The organism is Phenylobacterium sp., from assembly GCF_028290885.1.
In the GTDB taxonomy this organism is placed as follows: domain Bacteria; phylum Pseudomonadota; class Alphaproteobacteria; order Caulobacterales; family Caulobacteraceae; genus Phenylobacterium.
In genome coordinates, this window is the sequence record NZ_JAQGIZ010000109.1 from 1 (window position 1) to 13,477 (window position 13,477).

The window sequence follows — 13,477 nt, forward strand, 5'->3', positions numbered from 1 at the left end:
GCGTCGCCCTGATCAATTACGGGTCGGGCAACCTTCGCTCGGCCGAAAAGGCCCTGATCCGCGCCGCGGACGGCAAGAGCGAGATCGTGGTCACCGACGATCCGGACGTGATCGCCAACGCCGACCGCATCGTGCTGCCGGGCGTCGGCGCCTTTGCGGCCTGCATGGCGGCTTTCGAAGCCCGGCCGGGGGTGTCGGAGGCCATGACCGAGGCGGTGCACGGCAAGGGGGCGCCGTTCCTGGGCATCTGCGTCGGCATGCAGCTGCTGGCCTCGCGCGGCCTGGAGTTCGGCGAGACCCCCGGGCTCGACTGGATCGCCGGCGACGTGCGCCGGCTGGAGTCCCATGACCCCGCCGTCAAGATCCCGCACATGGGCTGGAACGGCCTGACCGATGTCAGCGACCAGCCGGTCTTCGCAGGCCTGAATGACGGGCAGACCGTCTATTTCACCCACTCCTTCGCCTTTTTCCCGAAGGACGAACGCGACGTGGCGGCCTATGTGGACCACGGCGGGCGGTTCCCCGCGGCCGTCGCGCGGGGCAATGTCGCCGGCGTGCAGTTCCACCCGGAGAAGTCGCAGGCCGCCGGCCTTGCACTTCTCGCGCGCTTCCTGGAGTGGCGACCTTGATCCTCTACCCGGCCATCGACCTGAAGGACGGCCAGTGCGTGCGGGTGGTGCACGGCGACCTGGCTACCGCCACGGTGTTCAACACCTCGCCCGCCGCCCAGGCCCGCGCCTGGGCCGACGGCGGCTTCCACTGGATCCATGTGGTGGACCTGAACGGCGCGGTGTCCGGCCAGGCGGTCAACCAGGCCGCCGTCGAGGAGATCCTGGGCGCGGTCTCGGTGCCGGTGCAGCTCGGCGGCGGCATCCGCACCCTGGCCGACGTCGAGGGTTGGATCGAGGCCGGAGTCAGCCGCGTGATCCTGGGCACCGTGGCCGTGCGCGACCCGCAGGTCGTCCGCGAGGCCGCCAAGGCCTGGCCCGAACAGATCGCCGTCAGCGTCGATGTCCGCAAGGGCAAGGTCGCCGTGCAGGGCTGGACCGAGGACAGCGACCTCGACGCCATCACCGTCGCCAAACGCTTCGAGGACGCGGGCGTCAGCGCCCTGATCATCACCGACATCGACCGCGACGGCACGGTGATGGGCTTCAATGTCGAGGCCTTCGGGGCGATCGCCGACGCGGTGGCGATCCCGGTGATCGCCGCGGGCGGCCTGGCGACCATCGACGACATCGTCCGCCTGAAGGCCCGCAACGGGACCAGGATCGCCGGCGCCGTGCTCGGCCGGGCCCTCTACAACGGCGCGATTACGCCCCGCGAGGCGCTGAAGGTGGCGGCGTGACCCTGCGGGTGCGCGTCATCCCCTGCCTGGACGTCAAGGACGGCCGGGTGGTGAAGGGCGTGCAGTTCGTCTCCCTGCGCGACGCCGGCGACCCGGTGGAGCAGGCCCGCGCCTATGACGCGGCCGGCGCCGACGAGCTGATGTTCCTCGACATCACCGCCAGCCACGAGAACCGCGGCACGATCCTCGACGTGGTCGCCCGCACCGCCGACGTCTGCTTCATGCCGCTCTCGGTGGGCGGCGGCATCCGCAAGGTCGAGGACGCGCGGCGCCTACTGCTGGCCGGCGCCGACAAGATCTCGATCAATACGGCGGCCGTGGAAAACCGCGACCTGATCTCCGCCTGCGCCGACGCCTTCGGCAGCCAGGCGACGGTGGTGGCCATCGACGCCAAGCGGGTGGGCCCCCCATCGGCAAAAGGGGCCTGGCGGGTGTTCACCTACGGCGGCCGCAACGACACCGGCCTGGACGTGGTCGACTATGCGGCCGAGGTCGTCGAGCGCGGGGCGGGTGAGATCCTGCTCACCTCCATGGACCGCGACGGCGCCAAGACCGGCTACGACCTGGAGCTCCTGAAGGCGGTGACGGCCGCCGTCTCCGTGCCGGTGATCGCCTCGGGCGGGGCGGGGAACGCGCAGCACATGGCCGAGGCGGTGACCAAGGGCGGCGCGGACGCCGTGCTGGCGGCTTCGATCTTCCACTTCGGAGAGGTCTCGATCGACGACGTCAAACAGGCGATGGCCGCGGCCGATATCCCGGTGCGCCTGCCAGATGTGAAGACTGGGGCCGCCGCATGAGCCGTTTCGCCGACGTCCTGGCGCGGCTTTCCGCCGTCATCGAAAGCCGCAAGGGCGGGGATGTCGCCGCGTCCTACACCGCCAGGCTGCTGGCCGACCCGGCGCTGGCCGCCAAAAAGCTGGGCGAGGAAGCCGTCGAAGCCTTGATCGCCGCGACCCAGGGCGACAAGCCCGCGCTGGCCGCCGAAAGCGCCGACCTGATCTACCACTGGCTGGTGGTCCTGGCCGCCGCCGGGGTGTCGCTGGACGAGGTGGCGGAGAAGCTGGAAGCGCGTGAGGGGACTTCGGGGTTGGACGAGAAGGCGGGGCGAAAGTCGTGATCCTTCTCCCCTTGTGGGAGAAGGTGTCGCCCGAAGGGTGACGGATGTGGGGTTGCGCTCCGCTCTCGGCGCGATCCCACGCTCAGGTCGGAGAGGGCTTTCGACCCCACATCCGACCTGCGGAGTTTATCCTCGGGTCGGCCTTCGGCCGAGCCCGGGGGCAGGCCACCTTCTCCCACAAGGGGAGAAGGACGCCTCTTCTACCCCCGCGGTTTCCGCTTCAGCGCCACGTAGAGCGCGCCTTCGCCGCCGTGGTGGCGGGCGGCGTCGGATATGCCGGCGACGATGTGCGCCAGGTGCGACGCGGCCAGCCATTCCGGCGTCCGGCGCTTCAGGACGCCGTCGCCCTGGACGCCCTTGCCGGTGATCACCAGCACGGCCCGAAATCCCTCGTCCCAGGCCCGCGCCAGGAACCGCTCCAGCACACCGCGCGCCCGATCCTGGTCAAGGCCGTGTAGGTCGAGCCGCGCGCCGATGGGGTCGCGTTCGCGGGCGATGCGGCGCTTGCGGCGCGGTTCGATGGGGAAGCCCTCTCCCCCCAGCGGGTCGCTCCGCGACCCGGCCCCCCGAGCTTCGCTCGCCACCCCCAGAGGGGGTGGTGAAGGGGAGAGGGTTGGGTGTGGGGGTGTCGGCGCGGACTTTGGGAGTTTCGCTGTGGGCGCCTTCCCCGGCGAACGCGGAGCCGGCGCCCCCACTCCCAGCCCCTCCCCGCGAGGGGGAGGGGAGGATTTCTTCGGCGTCGCCTTGCCCGGCAGCGGATGCACGGTCGCCGCCACCATGCCCCAGATGTGCCGTTCCTCCGGCTTCAGCGGCCGTTTCACGGCCTCGCGTCCTTCGGGACCAGGCGGTAGAGGCGCAGGGTGTGGCGCACCCGCCCGGCCTCCAGGCCCGCTTCCGGGCCTGAACCCAGGTAGAGGTCCGCGCGGACCGCGCCTCTGATGGCCCCGCCCGTGTCGAGCGCCAGCGCCAGGCGGCGGTAGGCGGGGAAGGCGCCCTTCAGGATGGGCTTGTCGGCGTCGATCCAAAGGAGCTCGCCCATCGCGTGGTGGGCGGGATCAACCGCCACGGCCCGGCCCGGCGGCAGAGGCAGGTTCGCCGAGCCCACCGGCTGGCGACCGTCGTCGGGGGCCAGGCTGAAGAAGGCGTAGCGCGGATTGAGCCGCATGACGGCGTCGGCGTCGGGGCCGCGATGGTCGGCCAGCCAGCCGCGGATCGCCTCGGCCGAGGTGTTGTCGCCGGCCAGGAGGCCCCGGTCGCGCATGATGTTCGAGACGGCCACAAAGGCGCGGCCGTTGTTAGCGGCGTAGAGCGCCTTCATCCGCTTGCCGGTCTCGAAGGTCAGCACGCCCGAACCCTGGACCTGCAGGAAGAAGAGGTCCTCCGGCCGCATCCAGGCCAGCGCCCGGTCGGGCGGGTCCGCCTCGAGGGCCGCGCGGTCGGGGTAGGGGACGAGCCTCCCGTCGCCGGCGTCGCGGGCCGCGCCCGGGCGGCCGGCCTGGGCGGGATCGAACAGCCCGCCGTCCACGGTCCTCAGGTCGGCGGGCCTGGATCGCAGCGGGGCGCTGAATTCGGCGTCCGGCTTGCGGCGGGCGGGGTACTGCGGCGCGAAGTAGGCGGTGAGCACGCCCTCGCCTGGGGACGCCTCGGCGCGGAAGTTCGCCTCGAAGAAGCGGCGGGACTGCCCGCGGTCGAGGGGGCCGATGGCGCGGGCGCTGCGGCAGACCTCGGCCATCGCCGGATCGCGCGCCGCGCCGCAGGTCTCGCGGAAGGCCGCCAGGGCGCCCGCGTGGTCGTCCGTCTCCCAGCCCTTCAAGGCGGTGAGCGGGACACCCCGCTCGGCAAGCGGCGCCGGCGGCCGCGGCTCAGCGGGGAAGGGTGAGGGGCTCGGATGGCGCGCCGGCGAGTGCGGGATTGGCGACGAGGGCGGGGTCGTGGCACAGGCGACGAGGATGAGCGCGGAGGCGGCCGCGCCGACGGCTCGCAGCTGCACGGGAGGTCAGGCCTCCGCAGCGTCGACGTGGATCAGCATCCAGTTGGGGTCGCGGCTCTTCAGGTGCCGCTCGAAGGTCCAGAGCTCGGCGGTGCGGCGGTCCTCGACGCCTTCGCCCTCCGGTCCCTTGGTGCGGCTGCGGAATTCGGCGAGGAAACGCACGGTCACCCGCGCCAGGTCCACGCCCACCAGCTCGGCCTTTTCCAGGTCCGCGCGGGGCTGATGCAGGAATTCCACCGACTCGGTGCGGTTCTCGGCCTCGCGGGCGGCGATCGCCGTGTCGAACCCGGCCATCACCGGCGGGGCCAGCAGGTCGCGCAGCTTGGCCCGGTCGCCGGCGGCGAAGGCCTTGACGATCATTTCGTAGGCGCTCTTCGCGCCGCCGAGGAAGCGGCCGACGTCGAAGCCGGGGTCCTTGGCCTTCACCGCGGCGAGGCCGGTAAGCACGACGCCGTCGTCGGCGCCCTGGGCCGCGGCGTCCGGCGCACGTTCGACCGCCGTCGCCGTGGTCGGCACCGCCGGCGAATCCTCCGGCTGACGGCCCACGCGCCGGCCCAGCACCGCGTAGAGCTGGTAGAGCACGATGGCCGCGAGGCCTGCGAAGATGATCAACTCGAGCACTTGCAACGATAGGCCCTTCAGGGTTCCGCCTGACGGCGGCGCCTTCAATATAGGACGATGCAACGCCCCCGTCAGGGGCGACGTTGCATCGCTTAGGGCGCCATGATAGCCCGGCCGCCCGATAAGATGCGAACCCTTCGTGTCTGCCCACGGATTTAAGCCGAACTATGACCGACACCGACGACGGCGCTGGCGCGCCGGAAACCGCCCCGGACAGCATCTTGGGCGAGGGGCCCGGCATCCGCATCCTGGCCCAATTCGTCCGCGACCTGTCGTTCGAGAACCCCCGCGCGCCGGAAAGCCTGCGCGGCGGCGCGGCCCAGCCGCAGATCGACCTGGGCGTCGAGATGAACGCCCGCGGTCGCGAGGACGGCTTCTACGAGGTCGACCTGAAGCTGTCGGCCAAGGCGAACCGCGACGACGGCGCGATCTTCGTGGTCGAGCTGATGTACGGCGGCGTGTTCCAGATCACCGGCGTCAGCGCCGAGGACATGGAGCCGGTGCTGCTCATCGAGTGCCCGCGCTACCTCTTCCCCTTCGCCCGGCGGATCATCGCCGACGTGACCTCCGACGGCGGCTATCCGCCCTTCCTGCTCGATCCCATCGACTTCGCCGGCGTCTACGCCGCCCGCAAGGCCGAGCAGGGCGGCCAGGTGGGGCACGCTTAGAGACGTCTTCCCCCGGCACGGGGGAAATGTCGCCAATGCCGAAGGCAGGCGACAATGGGGGAAGTGTCTTCGGCTCTTTGACTTCCCCCATCGACCCGCGACGCTGCGCGTCTTGGCCCACTTCCCCCGTAGCGGGGGAAGACACTACAGCCCGTGCTTCTTCCAGAGCTCGTCGCTCTTCACCACGTCGCGGATGAAGCTGGCGTGGATCTGGCGCTCTTCCTCGGTTGAGAGCGGCTCGAGCGGGCGCGGGCGGACGCCGTATGCGTTGCGGGTTGCGGCCGCCACGGCGGTGACCATGGCCGCGGTGGTGAGCTCCAGCCGCCGCTCGCGGCCGCCCTTCAGCTCCAGATAGACCGCAGCCAGCAGCTTGGCGTCGACCAGGGCGCCGTGCTTCTCGCGCTCCGACAGCGATATCTTGAAGCGCTTGCAGAGCGCATCGAGCGAATTGTGCATGCCGGGGAAGCGCACCCGGGCCAGCGCCAGGGTGTCGACCCAGCGCGCCTCGTGCAGCGGCGCGCGGTCGATGACGCTGAGTTCGTGATTGATGAAGTTCCGGTCGAAGCCTGCGTTATGGGCGATCAGCGGCGCGTCGCCGACGAAGTCCAGGAAGGCTTCGACCACGTCGGGATGCTCGAAGCGCGGCTTGCCCTTCAGGAAGGCGGCGGACAGCCCGTGCACCCGCTCGGCGTCCGGCGGCATGTCGCGGCACGGGTCGATGTAGGTGTGGAAGCTGCGGCCGGTGGGCACGAAGTCGTCGATCTCCAGGCAAGCGATCTCCACCATGCGGTGGCCCATGGAGGGTTCGAAGCCGGTGGTCTCGGTGTCGAGGACGATCTCGCGCGCCATGGCCTTTCATGACCCGGTTCGGGCGGCGATTTCAACCGGCCGTGCGGTCGCGGGCCCCGCTTACCGGGGAAGAACCGGCCTGCGCTGTGGATCGCGCATCACCGCGATGATCTCGGCCACCTGTTCGCGGGCAGGCTCCAGCCCGCGGGAGGTGTCCACCACGAAGTGCGCCTGCGCGCGCTTCTCGGCGTCGGCCAGTTGCTGGGCGAGGATAGCGTCGAGGCGCTCGGAGGTCATGCCGGGCCGGGCCAGCACCCGCTCGCGCTGCATCTGCGCCGGCGCGCTCACCACCACGATGGCGTCGACGTTGGCGTGGCCGCCGGTTTCGAAGAGCAGCGGGATGTCCAGCACCACCATGTCGGAGCCCTCGGCCTCGGCCTTCTCGAAGAAGCCCACCCGGTCGCGGCCGACCAGGGGGTGGACGATGGCGTTCAGCCGCTTCAGCGCTTCGGGGTCGCCCAGCACCGCCTGGCGCAGGGCCTCGCGGTCGACGCGCCCGGCCTTGACCACGCCTGGGAACGCCTCGCCCACCGGCCCCACCGCCGCCCCACCTTCATCGTAGAGGTCATGGACCGCGGCGTCGGCGTCGTAGACCGGCACCCCGGCCTCTCGGAACATGGCCGCCGTCGTCGACTTGCCCATGCCGATGGAGCCGGTGAGGCCGATCAGGATCACGCCCAATCCCCTGGAATCAAGGCCTGGCCTCCAGGACCTGCTCGCACAGGGCCCGGACATCCACCTCGGGCGGCGGTACGCGGCCGTAGAAGGCCTCGAAGGAGGGGCCCGCCTGGCGGATCAGCATCTCCAGCCCGTCCACCGTCCGGCGGCCGAGCATCTGGGCGCGCGACAGGAAGGGCGTCAGCAGGGGCTTGTAGGTCATGTCCATCAGCACGGCGTCGGGCGGCGTCGCCTCGAGCGGCAGGCTCAGGGCGTCGTCGCTGGCGATCCCGGCGGAGGTGGCGTTGATCACCACATTGGCCCCGTCGAAGGCCGCCGCCGCGGCGTCCAGCGGGTAGGCGCGCGACCTGCCGCCTACCGAGCCGGCCACCATCTCGGCGCGCGCCAGGGTGCGGTTGACGATCCGCACCTCCGTGGCCCCGGCCATCACCAGGGCCGCTGCCGCCCCGCGCGCCGCGCCCCCGGCGCCCACGATCACCGCCGGTCCCGCCCGGGGGTCGAAGCCGGGGGCCTGCGCCACCAGTGCGCTCAACAGGCCCAGGCCGTCGACGTTGTCGGCGGTAATCGAGCCGTCTTCGTTGAAGATCAACAGGTTGGCGGCGCCCGCCAGGTTCGCGCGGTCGCCGACCTCATCGGCGACGCTGAGCGCGGCTTCCTTGAACGGCAGGGTGACGTTGAGGCCCCGGATCGCGCCGCCGCGCAGGCCCTCGGCGAAGTGGCTGAACCGGTCGGGCGACGGGGCGAAGGCCACAAACACCGCGTCGATGCCAGCGGCCTCGATCCAGGCGTTCTGGATCAGCGGGCTGAGCGAATGGCCGATGGGGGAGCCTGCGACGCCGGCGACGGCGGTGGCGCCGGTGATGGCCTGGCGCCTTGGGGAATTGGTCATGGACGCAGAACACCCTCTCGCCGCAACAGGTCCAGCAGGCCGATCAGCGGCAGGCCGAGGATGGTGAAATAGTCGCCCTCGATCTTCGAGAACAGCTGCACGCCCATCCCCTCCAGCCGGTAGCAGCCCACCGAGCCCAGCGCCGCGTCGCCTTCGGCCACGAGATAGTCCTCAAGGAAGCCGTCGGAAAACCCGCGCATGGTGAGGGTGGCGCTCTCCGTGTCCCTCCAGACCACCGCGCCGTCCCGCGCGACCACCACGGCCGAATGCAGCCGGTGCGGCTTGGCGCGCAGGGCCTTCAGCCGCGCCCGGGCGTCTTCCACGGTCTCGGCCTTGTCGTAGAGGCGGCCTTCGAATTCCAGCGTCTGGTCGGCGCCGATCACCAGCTCCGGCCGGCCGCGGGAGACCGCCAGCGCCTTCCGTTCCGCCAGCGCCTCGGCGACCTCGCGCGCGCCGGCGCCGCTGCCCAGCAGCTCCGCCTTCGCGGCGTCCTCGTCCACGCCGGACCCCGCCGCCTCGAAGGGAACGCCGGCCCCTTCGAGGACGGCGCGTCGCGTGGCGCTCTTGGAGGCCAGGACCAGTCCCGCGCTCACCCGAGCACCTCCACCTGGCCATGGCCGCCGTGTAGCAGGTTGAGCACCGCCGCCGCCGTTTCCTCGACTGAGCGGCGGGTCACGTCGATCACCGGCCAGCCCTGACGCTCGTAGAGCCGGCGGGCCTGGACGATCTCGTCGCGCACCGCGTCGACGTCGATATAGGTGGATTCACGGTTCTCCTTGAGGCTGAGTAGCCGGTTGCGCCGGATCTGGACCAGGCGGTCGGGAGAAATCGAAAGCCCCACCACCAGGGTGGACTTCAGGCCGAACAGCTTTTCCGGCGGCGGGCGTCCGGGCACCAGCGGCACGTTGCCGGCCCGCACGCCGCGATGGGCCAGGTAGATGCAGGTCGGCGTCTTGGAGGTCCGCGACACGCCGACCAGGATCACATCGGCCTGTTCGAGATCCTGCCCGCCCTGGCCGTCGTCATGCCCGATCGCGTAGTTCAGGGCGTCCATGCGGTTGAAATAGTCGTTGTCCAGCCGCAGGTGGGCGCCCACCCGGCTGGTGGTCGAATAGCCCAGGTAGCGGGACATCGCCGAGACCAGCGGGTCGAGCGCCGGGATGCAGGGCATATCGAGGCGGCGGCAGCCTTCCTCCAGCGCCTGGCGCAAGCCGTCGTCGACGATGGTGTGGATGACGACGCCGGGCGCCTCCTCGATGTCGCCCAGCGCCCGGTCGAGCTGCCGTTGCGAGCGGACCAGGGCGTAGATGTGCTCGATGGGCAGGACGTTGTCGAACCGGGCGCAGACGGCGCGCGCCATGGCGTTCAGCGTCTCGCCGGTGGAATCCGACACCAAGTGAACGTGGAAGTAGGTGGCGAGCCTTGGGGCGGGTGGGGTCACGGGCGGCCTTAAGCGAAAAATGCCTGGGGACGATTCCTGTGGAGCACTCTTAGCGAACGCGCGGCGGAATGGGGATAGATCGCGTGCGCCGAGCCCGCCGGGGTCGTCCCCATGTATGAGCGGGATGAAACGACACGTTTACGTCTTGTTAACCCACACCCTCGGCCGTGCTCCGAAACCAGTGAGGCCGGTTGTCGACAGCCCTGGGACCGAAATATCGGCGCCCGCGGTCCGCACCGAAAGTCTTAACGAAACCTTAAGGGCCTCCGGGGCCTTGCACGACTGTCCCCGCAATCCACACCGTGGGGACGGGGCGGTCGGCGGTCGCGGACAGGCTGGGGAGAAGGGCTGAAACGCCGCAGGGCGGACGGCTTTGTCCACCTGCTCGACAGGCCCTACCGTCACCTTCCCAATCCTTTTTCTAAAGTCTTTTAGGGAAGGAAGAAGGGCAGACCGGGCGAGGGGTCGGGCCTTGGGCTTGAGAGTTCGGCCCATAGGCGATTTAACGCCTTCATGAGCGAAACCACCCCACGCCTGTTACGTGCGCTGTCCGGGGAGACCCTGGAACGGCCGCCGATCTGGTTCATGCGCCAGGCGGGCCGCTCGCTGCCCGAGTACCACGAGCTGCGCACCCGGGCGGCGGACTTCATCGCCTTCTGCCACAATCCGGAGATGGCCGCCGAGGCGACCCTGCAGCCGATGCGCCGCTTTCCGCTCGACGCCGCCATCGTCTTCGCGGACATTCTGCTGATCCCGCGCGCGCTCGGCCAGGAGGTGTGGTTCGAGGCCGGGGAGGGGCCGCGGCTCGGGGCCATGCCGGAGATCGCCCGGATGGCGGGCGAGGTGGAGGCCTCAACCGGACGGCTGTCGTCGATCGGCGAGACCCTGGCGCGGGTGCGGGCCGAACTGGAGCCCGAGCGGGCGCTGATCGGCTTCGCAGGCGGGCCCTGGACGGTGGCCACCTACATGATCGAGGGCCGCAGCTCTGACCGTTCGGCCGCCCGGACATTCGCCTACGAGCATCCGGACGAGCTCGACGCGCTCTTGGAGGTGCTGGTCGACACGACGGCGCGATATCTGGTCATGCAGGCGAGGTCCGGCGCCCAGGCGCTGAAGATCTTCGAGAGCTGGGCCGAGGGCCTGGCCGAGGACGTCTTCGAGCGCATCGTCATCCGGCCGCACCGGGCCATCGTCGAGCAGGTGCGGGCCGCCGGCGTCACCGCGCCGTTCATCGGCTTCCCGCGCGGGGCCGGCGCGCTGGTCGAAAACTACGCCCGCGCCGTGCCAGTGGAAGGCGTGGCGCTCGACACCCAGGCCAGCGCCGAGCTCGGCCGTCGGCTGCAGGCGGGCGGCAAGACCATCCAGGGGGCGCTCGACAACCTGCTGCTGCGGGCCGGCGGGCCGGCGCTGGACGCGCGGGTCGAAGGCCTGCTCGCCCAATGGAGCGGCGGCCCCTACATCTTCAACCTCGGCCACGGGGTGATGCCCGACACCCCGATCGACCATATCGCCCGCGTCGTGGAGCGGGTGACCGGCAAGCCGGTGAAAGCTATGGCCGCGGAGTGACCAAGCTCGCGGTCGTCCTCTTCAATTTGGGTGGACCTGACGACCTGAAGGCCGTGAAGCCCTTCCTTTTCAATCTGTTCCGTGATCCTGCCATCATCGACCTGCCGGCGGCGGCGCGCTATCCGCTGGCGGCGATGATCGCGACGACGCGCGCCAAGACCGCCCGGGCCAACTATGAGGTGATGGGCGGGTCCTCGCCTCTGCTGGCGGAGACGCAAGACCAGGCGGCGGCCCTGGAAGACGCGCTGAGGGCGCGTGCGCCAAACGTCAAGGCGCGCTGCTTCATCGCCATGCGCTACTGGCAGCCGTTCGCTAAGGAGGCGTCAGAGGAGGTCGCGGCCTTCGAGCCGGACGAAATCGTGCTGCTGCCGCTCTATCCGCAGTATTCGACCACCACCACGGCCTCGTCGCTGGCCGAATGGCGGCGGGTCTATCGCGGACCGGGCCGGACCCACGCCATCTGCTGCTATCCGACCGCGCGCGGCCTGATCGAGGCCCACGCCCAAGCGATCCGCACCGTCTGGGAGGAGGCCAGGGCGCCGGCGAACCTGCGCCTGCTGTTCTCCGCCCACGGCCTGCCGCAGAAAGTGGTCGAAGCCGGCGACCCCTACCGCGCCCAGATCGAGGCCACCGCCGAGGCCATCGCCGAGCGGCTGCCGGAGTTCGCCGACTGGCGGGTGTCGTTCCAGAGCCGGGTCGGGCGGCTGCCGTGGCTCTCACCGTATACGGACGATGAGATCCGTCGGGCCGGCGCCGAGGGCAAGGGCGTGCTGATCGCGCCGATCGCCTTCGTCTCCGAGCATGTGGAGACCCTGGTCGAGCTCGACCGGGACTACGCCAGGCTCGCCCACGACGTCGGCTGCGCGCCTTACCTGCGGGCCCGCACCCCGGGTGTCGCCGAGGCCTTCATCGAGGAGCTGGCGCGCACGGTGCTGGAGGCCGCCAAACGGGAGGAGGGCGTCGCGCCGCACGGACCTTGGCGCTGTCCGGCCGGCCATGCGAAATGCGCGCTGCGGGTGGGGGCGGAGGCGGGCGAGGGTGCATGACCTACGACAGCGTCTACGACCTGCTGCGGGGCCTGCACATCCTGGCGGTGATCGCCTGGATGGCGGGCCTGCTCTACCTGCCGCGGCTGTTCGCCTACCACACCGAGACCGCGCCCCCGGGCAGCGAGTTCGACGCCCATTTCCAGGTCTGGGAGGGCAAGCTGCTGCGGATCATCATGAACCCGGCGATGGTCATGGCTTGGGTCTTCGGCCTGGCGCTGATCTGGGTGGACGCCCACCGGCATGGCGACGGCTGGCGGTTCCTGGCCGAACCCTGGATGGTCACTAAGCTGGCCGGGGTCCTTTTCCTGACCGGCTGGCATACCTACCTATGGCGGGCTCGCAAGGCCTTCGCCGCTGGCCGCCGTGACCATGCGGCCAAGTTTTGGCGGATGACCAACGAGCTGCCGTTCCTGGCCGCCATCGTGATGGTCATCGCCGTCACCACCGAGTTCGGACACCCCTAACCCGCGACACCGGTTTGCTTGACCCGGGCCTGCGTCTGTGGTTCCGATCCCCTACGCGTCCCCGACAAGGGCGCGCCCCGCCTTATCTCCGGCCGCCGCGCGCATGGACGTGCAGATGGTCCGGCCCCCACGAAGACGAACACATCGGCGCTCAAGAGGCGCCCACATCATCTAGAAGCCCGCGCCCGGAGTCCGTCCGGCCCGCGGGCGAACACGAGTGAATCCGATGCAAGACGAAAATCAAGACACCCCCATGACCGAAGAAGCCGTTGCGCCGGCGCTGGACGCCGCCGAACCCGCGGTCGCCGAGGCTCCGGCTGACGAGGCCGACGCCTCCGCGGAGCCCGAGGAGCCCTCGGAGGTCGCCAACACCATCGCCAAGATGGGGCTGACCCGCATGAGCCTGCAGGAGCTGAAGGACAAAGCTCCTGCGGACTTGCTGGCCTTCGCCGAGGTCTTCGAGATCGAGAACGCCAACTCCATGCGCAAGCAGGACATGATGTTCGCGATCCTGAAGACGCTGGCCGAAGAGGGCGTGGAGATCTCCGGCTCCGGCACCCTGGAGGTGGTCCAGGACGGATTCGGCTTCCTGCGCAGCCCCGAGGCCAACTACCTGCCCGGCCCCGACGACATCTACGTCAGCCCCTCGCAGATCCGGAAGTTCGGCCTCCGAACCGGCGACACGGTGGACGGCGCGGTCCGCGCGCCCCGGGAAGGCGAGCGCTACTTTGCGCTCGTCAAGGTCGACCTGACGAACTTCGAGAACCCCGAGAACGTCCGCCACAAGGTGCTGTTCG

At 70.4% G+C, this 13,477-nt stretch carries 17 protein-coding genes; 9 read left to right on the top strand and 8 right to left on the bottom strand.

Translation table 11 applies throughout. From position 1 onward, the window contains the following. The 4 genes from hisH to JWP28_RS07610 form a co-directional block, all read left to right on the top strand. Positions 1–629: imidazole glycerol phosphate synthase subunit HisH (hisH, locus tag JWP28_RS07595; protein ID WP_299541699.1), on the top strand; the 629-nt coding region annotated here is incomplete at its 5' end. Then, a complete protein-coding gene (gene hisA, locus JWP28_RS07600; protein WP_299541701.1) occupies positions 626–1,348 on the top strand; it encodes a 1-(5-phosphoribosyl)-5-[(5-phosphoribosylamino)methylideneamino]imidazole-4-carboxamide isomerase in 723 nt (240 codons plus the stop codon). The genes hisH and hisA, both read left to right, overlap by 4 nt. After that, positions 1,345–2,145 (top strand): imidazole glycerol phosphate synthase subunit HisF, encoded by an 801-nt coding sequence (gene hisF, locus JWP28_RS07605; RefSeq protein ID WP_299541703.1) that lies wholly within the window; start codon positions 1,345–1,347, stop codon positions 2,143–2,145. Before hisA ends, hisF begins: the two co-directional genes overlap by 4 nt. Next, positions 2,142–2,465 carry a phosphoribosyl-ATP diphosphatase gene (locus tag JWP28_RS07610; protein WP_299541705.1) on the top strand — a complete coding sequence of 108 codons (324 nt, stop codon included), beginning with the start codon at positions 2,142–2,144 and terminating at the stop codon, positions 2,463–2,465. The genes hisF and JWP28_RS07610 overlap by 4 nt, the downstream gene beginning before the upstream one ends. 200 nt (positions 2,466–2,665) lie before the next feature. Here JWP28_RS07610 and JWP28_RS20625 read toward each other — a convergent pair whose 3' ends face one another. From JWP28_RS20625 to timA, 3 genes are all read right to left on the bottom strand, one after another. After that, positions 2,666–3,049, bottom strand: a complete 384-nt coding sequence (locus JWP28_RS20625) for a Smr/MutS family protein (RefSeq protein WP_366143786.1) — start codon at positions 3,047–3,049, stop codon at positions 2,666–2,668. Between the two features lie 233 nt (positions 3,050–3,282). Next, complete coding sequence (locus JWP28_RS07620) at positions 3,283–4,455, bottom strand: MltA domain-containing protein (protein WP_366143787.1); 1,173 nt, start codon at positions 4,453–4,455, stop codon at positions 3,283–3,285. 6 nt (positions 4,456–4,461) lie between these two features. Then, a complete protein-coding gene (gene timA / locus JWP28_RS07625; protein WP_299541708.1) occupies positions 4,462–5,076 on the bottom strand; it encodes a TIM44-related membrane protein TimA in 615 nt (204 codons plus the stop codon). A gap of 167 nt (positions 5,077–5,243) precedes the next feature. On the opposite strand from timA, the gene secB reads away from it, so the two are divergent. Next, the gene (gene secB / locus JWP28_RS07630; protein ID WP_299541710.1) at positions 5,244–5,744 is read left to right on the top strand and encodes a protein-export chaperone SecB; all 501 of its coding nucleotides are present in this window, start codon (positions 5,244–5,246) and stop codon (positions 5,742–5,744) included. Between the two features lie 144 nt (positions 5,745–5,888). Here the strand turns inward: secB and dnaQ are convergent, their stop codons facing one another. Genes dnaQ through JWP28_RS07655 form a run of 5 tightly spaced genes read right to left on the bottom strand, consistent with a single transcriptional unit; the run spans position 5,889 to position 9,601 of the window. Beyond that, on the bottom strand, positions 5,889–6,593 hold the full coding sequence (gene dnaQ / locus JWP28_RS07635; RefSeq protein WP_299541712.1) for a DNA polymerase III subunit epsilon: 705 nt from the start codon (positions 6,591–6,593) through the stop codon (positions 5,889–5,891). 60 nt (positions 6,594–6,653) lie between these two features. Next, entirely contained in the window at positions 6,654–7,268 is a 615-nt protein-coding gene (gene coaE / locus JWP28_RS07640) for a dephospho-CoA kinase (protein ID WP_299541713.1), read from the bottom strand. 16 nt (positions 7,269–7,284) lie between these two features. Continuing rightward, positions 7,285–8,160, bottom strand: a complete 876-nt coding sequence (gene aroE, locus JWP28_RS07645) for a shikimate dehydrogenase (protein ID WP_299541715.1) — start codon at positions 8,158–8,160, stop codon at positions 7,285–7,287. After that, positions 8,157–8,753, bottom strand: a complete 597-nt coding sequence (locus JWP28_RS07650) for a Maf family protein (protein WP_299541717.1) — start codon at positions 8,751–8,753, stop codon at positions 8,157–8,159. The genes aroE and JWP28_RS07650 overlap by 4 nt, the downstream gene beginning before the upstream one ends. Further along, positions 8,750–9,601, bottom strand: a complete 852-nt coding sequence (locus JWP28_RS07655; protein ID WP_299541719.1) for a pyruvate, water dikinase regulatory protein — start codon at positions 9,599–9,601, stop codon at positions 8,750–8,752. Before JWP28_RS07655 ends, JWP28_RS07650 begins: the two co-directional genes overlap by 4 nt. A 513-nt stretch (positions 9,602–10,114) precedes the next feature. On the opposite strand from JWP28_RS07655, the gene hemE reads away from it, so the two are divergent. The 4 genes from hemE to JWP28_RS07675 all read left to right on the top strand — a co-directional run. Then, on the top strand, positions 10,115–11,167 hold the full coding sequence (gene hemE, locus JWP28_RS07660) for a uroporphyrinogen decarboxylase (protein ID WP_299541721.1): 1,053 nt from the start codon (positions 10,115–10,117) through the stop codon (positions 11,165–11,167). Continuing rightward, positions 11,164–12,213, top strand: coding sequence for a ferrochelatase (gene hemH, locus JWP28_RS07665; RefSeq protein WP_299541723.1), 1,050 nt, complete (start codon positions 11,164–11,166; stop codon positions 12,211–12,213). Before hemE ends, hemH begins: the two co-directional genes overlap by 4 nt. Continuing rightward, positions 12,210–12,680, top strand: a complete 471-nt coding sequence (locus JWP28_RS07670) for a CopD family protein (RefSeq protein ID WP_299541725.1) — start codon at positions 12,210–12,212, stop codon at positions 12,678–12,680. The genes hemH and JWP28_RS07670 overlap by 4 nt, the downstream gene beginning before the upstream one ends. Before the next feature lie 253 nt (positions 12,681–12,933). Beyond that, positions 12,934–13,477 (top strand): Rho termination factor N-terminal domain-containing protein (locus tag JWP28_RS07675; RefSeq protein WP_299541727.1); only part of this gene is annotated, 544 nt, incomplete at its 3' end.

Excerpts from the sequence above, each read along its gene's own strand:
- JWP28_RS07610 (WP_299541705.1), top strand. The coding sequence starts at position 2,142 with ATGAGCCGTTTCGCCGACGTCCTGGCGCGGCTTTCCGCCGTCATCGAA.
- secB (WP_299541710.1), top strand. The coding sequence starts at position 5,244 with ATGACCGACACCGACGACGGCGCTGGCGCGCCGGAAACCGCCCCGGAC.
- dnaQ (WP_299541712.1), bottom strand. The coding sequence starts at position 6,593 with ATGGCGCGCGAGATCGTCCTCGACACCGAGACCACCGGCTTCGAACCC.
- aroE (WP_299541715.1), bottom strand. The coding sequence starts at position 8,160 with ATGACCAATTCCCCAAGGCGCCAGGCCATCACCGGCGCCACCGCCGTC.
- hemE (WP_299541721.1), top strand. The coding sequence starts at position 10,115 with ATGAGCGAAACCACCCCACGCCTGTTACGTGCGCTGTCCGGGGAGACC.
- JWP28_RS07670 (WP_299541725.1), top strand. The coding sequence starts at position 12,210 with ATGACCTACGACAGCGTCTACGACCTGCTGCGGGGCCTGCACATCCTG.